Genomic DNA, 4451 nt, shown 5'->3' on the forward strand with positions numbered 1-4451 from the left:
CGTCCCGCCGACGTCGCACCCCCTGCCGCTGACCAACGTGTTCCGTGACGACGTCGTCCGGCCCAGCCTGCTCCCCGAGCAGGCCCTGTCGGCCGCGCCGGCGGTCGAGGACGGCCGGTTCCGGGTGCCGCGAATCCTGGACGAGGAGGTGTGAGCCCGGTGACGGACCTGGTCACGGCAACCGCTGCCGACACCGCCGCGGCGGTCGCCTCGGGCGCGGTGTCCGCCGTCGAGGTCGCCCAGGCGCACCTCGACCGCATCACCGCGGTCGACCCCGCGGTGCACGCCTTCCTGCACGTCGACACCCAGGGGGCGCTGCAGGCGGCCCGGGCGGTCGACGCCCGACGGGCCACGGGGGAGCCGCTCGGCCCGCTCGCGGGGGTGCCGCTGGCGCTCAAGGACGTACTGACCATGGAGGGTGTGCCCACCACCTGCGGCTCGCGGATCCTGCAGGGCTGGCGGCCCGCCTACGACGCCACCGTGACGCTGCGGCTGAAGCAGGCCGGAGTGGTGATCCTCGGCAAGACCAACATGGACGAGTTCGCGATGGGCTCCTCCACCGAGCACTCGGCGTACGGGCCGACCCACAACCCGTGGGACCTCGACCGGATCCCCGGCGGCTCCGGTGGTGGCTCGGCCGCGGCGGTGGCCGCCTTCGAGGCGCCGCTGGCGATCGGCACCGACACCGGCGGCTCGATCCGGCAGCCGGCCGCGGTCACCGGCACGGTCGGCGTGAAGCCGACCTACGGCGGGGTCTCCCGCTACGGGCTGGTCGCGCTGGCGTCGTCGCTGGACCAGGCCGGGCCGTGCGCCCGCACGGTGCTCGACGCGGCCCTGCTGCACGAGGTGATCGCCGGGCACGACCCGTACGACTCGACGTCCATCGACGCCCCGGTCCCGCCGGTCGTCGAGGCGGCCCGCAGCCGCGACGTCCGGGGGATGCGGATCGGCGTGGTGCGCGAGCTCACCGGCGAGGGCTACCAGCCCGGCGTGCAGCAGCGCTTCGACGAGGCCGTCCAGCTGCTCACCGAGCTGGGCGCCGAGGTCGTCGAGGTCTCCTGCCCGCACTTCCCGTACGCGCTGGCGGCGTACTACCTGATCCTGCCGAGCGAAGCCTCGAGCAACCTGGCCAAGTTCGACGGCATGCGCTACGGCCTGCGGGCCGGGGACGACGGCAGTCGGTCGGTCGAGGAGGTCATGTCGGTGACCAGGGCGGCCGGCTTCGGCGACGAGGCGATCCGGCGGATCATGCTCGGCACCTACGCGCTGTCGGCCGGCTACTACGACGCCTACTACGGCTCGGCGCAGAAGGTGCGGACCCTCATCACCCGCGACTTCGCCGCGGCGTTCGAGAAGGTCGACGTGCTGGTCTCGCCGACCGCTCCGACCACCGCGTTCCGGCTGGGGGAGAAGCTCGACGACCCGCTGGCCATGTACCTCAACGACATCGCCACGATCCCGGCGAACCTGGCCGGCGTCCCTGGCATGTCCCTTCCGGTCGGCCTGGCCCCCGAGGACGGCCTGCCGGTCGGCCTGCAGGTGATGGCCCCGGTACTCGCTGACGACCGGCTGTACCGGGTGGGTGGTGCGCTCGAGACGGCGCTGCTCGACCGGTGGGGCCGGCCGCTGCTGGAGGAGGCACCGCAGCTGTGACCGACCTGATGCCCTTCGACGAGGCCATGAGCCGGTTCGACCCGGTCCTGGGCCTCGAGGTCCACGTCGAGCTCGGCACCGCGACCAAGATGTTCTGCGGCTGTCCCACGGCGTTCGGCGCCGCGCCGAACACCCAGACCTGCCCCACCTGCCTCGGCCTGCCCGGGTCGCTGCCGGTGGTCAACCGGGTCGCGGTCGAGTCGGCCATCCGGATCGGACTGGCGCTGAACAGCGAGATCGTCGAGTGGTGCCGGTTCGCCCGGAAGAACTACTTCTACCCGGACATGCCGAAGGACTACCAGATCTCGCAGTACGACGAGCCGATCGCCGTGGGCGGCTGGCTGGACGTCGCCGTGCCCACCGACGAGGGGGTGCGCACCTTCCGGGTGCAGATCGAGCGCGCCCATATGGAGGAGGACACCGGCAAGACCTCCCACCAGGGTGGCGAGACCGGCCGGATCCAGGGCGCCGACTACTCGTTGGTCGACTACAACCGGGCCGGCATCCCGCTCATCGAGATCGTGACCAAGCCGATCGAGGGCATCGGAGCCCTGGCCCCGGCGGTGGCCAAGGCGTACGTCGCCGAGCTGCGGTCGCTCGTGCAGGCGCTCGGGGTCTCGGACGCACACATGCACCAGGGCTCGCTGCGCTGCGACGTGAACCTGTCGATTCGGCCGTCGCCAGACGCCCCGCTGGGCACGCGGTCGGAGACCAAGAACGTCAACTCGCTTCGCTCGGTCGAGCGGGCGGTGCGCTACGAGGTCCAGCGGCAGGCCGCGCTGCTCGCGGCCGGCGGCCGGGTGGTGCAGGAGACCCGGCACTGGCACGAGGACACCGGGCTGACCACCCCCGGCCGCAGCAAGGAGCAGGCCGAGGACTACCGCTACTTCCCCGAGCCGGACCTGGTCCCGGTGGCCCCGTCCCGTGAGTGGGTGGAGGAGCTGCGGGGCACCCTGCCGGAGCTTCCGTCGGTGCGCCGCCAGCGGCTGCAGGCGGAGTGGGGGATGAGTGACTTCGAGCTGCAGAACCTGGTCAACGCGGGGGCGCTCGGGGTGGTCGAGGCCACCGTGGCGGACGGCGCCAGCCCGGCGGCGGCCCGCAACTGGTGGCTGGGCGAGCTGTCCCGGCTGGCCAACGAGCGCGGCGTCGAGGTGGCCGAGCTGCCGATCTTCCCGGCCGACGTCGCGCGGATCATCGCGCTGGTGGACGACGGCAGCCTCACCGACAAGCTGGCCCGCCAGGTCGTGGCCGGCGTCCTGGCCGGGGAGGGCTCGCCGGACGAGGTGATCGCTGCCCGCGGCCTGCAGGTCGTCAGCGACGACAGTGCGCTGCTCGAGGCCATCGACGCGGCGGTCGCGGCCGACCCGGACGTCGTCGAGAAGATCCGTGGCGGCAAGGTGCAGGCGGCCGGCGTCCTCGTCGGCGCGGTGATGAAGGCCACCCGCGGCCAGGCCGACGCCGCGAAGGTCCGCACCCTGCTCCTCGAGCGGCTCGGCGTCGAGCTGTCAGGGTGAGAACGACGGATCCGTCGTCCTCACCCTGACAGCTCGACGCGAACGATGCGGTCGTCCCCCGGCCCGGGGGGTGCCGCGCCCGTCCCGGTTGGACGTCGCCAGCCACAGTGAGCCGTCCGGGGCCGCCGCGAGCGTGCGCAGCCGACCGAACCGGCCATCCAGCCAGGCCCTCGCGGCGCGGGCCCGGCCGTCGACCGGCGGCACCTGCCACAGCCGCTGCCCGCGCAGCGCGGCCAGGTACGCGACGTCGCCGACGATCACCAGCCCGCTGGGTGAGGCGTCGGCCGTGGGCCAGGTGACCTGCGGGTCGACGAACCGTTCGTCACCGCCGACCCCCTCCACGACCGGCCAGCCGTGGTTGCGGCCGCGCTCGACCAGGTTCAGCTCGTCGAACGTGGACGCGCCGAACTCGCTGGCCCACAGCCGCCCGGCCGAGTCGAAGGCCAGCCCCTGGACGTTGCGGTGCCCCTAGCTCCACACCGCCGAGCCGGGGAACGGGTTGTCGGACGGCACCGTGCCGTCCGGCCGGATCCGCAGGATCTTGCCGGCCAGGAGCCGGTGTCCTTGGCCAGGTCCGGATGCGACCCTTCGGGATGTCGGTGAGCACCGGCTCCGGGTTGCCCAGGCCGCGGCCGGTCAGCGGGAGGCGCACCACCCGGTTGTCCCGGTCCGTGGTCAGGTACGCGTACACCGCGGCGCTGCTGCCGGGGGGGAGTGCGGGACAGCTCCTCGAGCACCTCGGGGACGGCGTCGCGGTACAGCTCGTCGAGGTAGTAGACGGCGTTGCGGGCCTCGTCCACCGGGTCCGGCTGGGCCACCCGCAGGTCGTCGGTCTGCCACAGCAGGTCCAGCAGCTCGGCCAGCCGCTGGTCGGGGCGCGGCCCCGGATCGTCGCCCAGCAGCTGCGCGATCCGGCGCATCTTGGACAGCGTGGTGTGCCGGGCGGCCTCGGTGGGGTGCACCGTGAACACCGGCCGGACGGCGAGCCGGGACACCTTGGCCGCCACGTGCTCGGGCGGCAGCCCCAGCGCCCGGATGTGCTCGGCGGCGCGCTGCAGCCAGCCGCCGTAGACCTGCCGGGTGCGGGCCAGCGCCCGGCCGCGGTGCACCGGCTCGGTGATCGGCATGGCCCAACCCTAGGGAGGTCCCCGGCCGGGCGAGCAGCGCCATAGGGTCGGCGGATGGCTCTCGTGTGGTTGCCGTTGCCGGACGCCGTCCAGCGGATGGGCGGCCTGCCGGCCGGGCTGCGGGCCGAGGTGTGGTCCGGCAGCGGCCCGTGGCCCG

General features: G+C 73.7%; 5 protein-coding genes. 3 read left to right on the plus strand and 2 right to left on the minus strand.

All coding sequences use genetic code 11. From position 1 onward, the window contains the following. The 3 genes from VIM19_08660 to gatB all read left to right on the plus strand — a co-directional run. Positions 1 to 154 (plus strand): Asp-tRNA(Asn)/Glu-tRNA(Gln) amidotransferase subunit GatC (locus VIM19_08660; GenBank protein HEY5184953.1); only part of this gene is annotated, 154 nt, incomplete at its 5' end. A 5-nt stretch (positions 155 to 159) separates the two neighbouring features. Continuing rightward, positions 160 to 1653 carry an Asp-tRNA(Asn)/Glu-tRNA(Gln) amidotransferase subunit GatA gene (gene gatA, locus VIM19_08665; GenBank protein ID HEY5184954.1) on the plus strand — a complete coding sequence of 498 codons (1494 nt, stop codon included), beginning with the start codon at positions 160 to 162 and terminating at the stop codon, positions 1651 to 1653. A gap of 8 nt (positions 1654 to 1661) precedes the next feature. Further along, entirely contained in the window at positions 1662 to 3167 is a 1506-nt protein-coding gene (gatB, locus tag VIM19_08670; GenBank protein ID HEY5184955.1) for an Asp-tRNA(Asn)/Glu-tRNA(Gln) amidotransferase subunit GatB, read from the plus strand. Here the strand turns inward: gatB and VIM19_08675 are convergent. Beyond that, positions 3159 to 3614 (minus strand): PQQ-dependent sugar dehydrogenase, encoded by a 456-nt coding sequence (locus VIM19_08675; GenBank protein HEY5184956.1) that lies wholly within the window; start codon positions 3612 to 3614, stop codon positions 3159 to 3161. The genes gatB and VIM19_08675 overlap by 9 nt on opposite strands. Continuing rightward, positions 3548 to 4294: a phosphoenolpyruvate carboxylase gene (locus VIM19_08680; protein HEY5184957.1), complete on the minus strand. Its 747-nt coding sequence runs from the start codon at positions 4292 to 4294 to the stop codon at positions 3548 to 3550. Before VIM19_08680 ends, VIM19_08675 begins: the two co-directional genes overlap by 67 nt. Between the last annotated feature and the right edge of the window lie 157 nt (positions 4295 to 4451).

The sequence above is a fragment of the Actinomycetes bacterium genome, assembly GCA_036510875.1.
Classification (GTDB): domain Bacteria; phylum Actinomycetota; class Actinomycetes; order Prado026; family Prado026; genus DATCDE01.

Coding starts and splice junctions, on each gene's coding strand:
- gatB (HEY5184955.1), top strand. CDS start 1,662: ATGCCCTTCGACGAGGCCATGAGCCGGTTCGACCCGGTCCTGGGCCTC.
- VIM19_08680 (HEY5184957.1), bottom strand. CDS start 4,294: ATGCCGATCACCGAGCCGGTGCACCGCGGCCGGGCGCTGGCCCGCACC.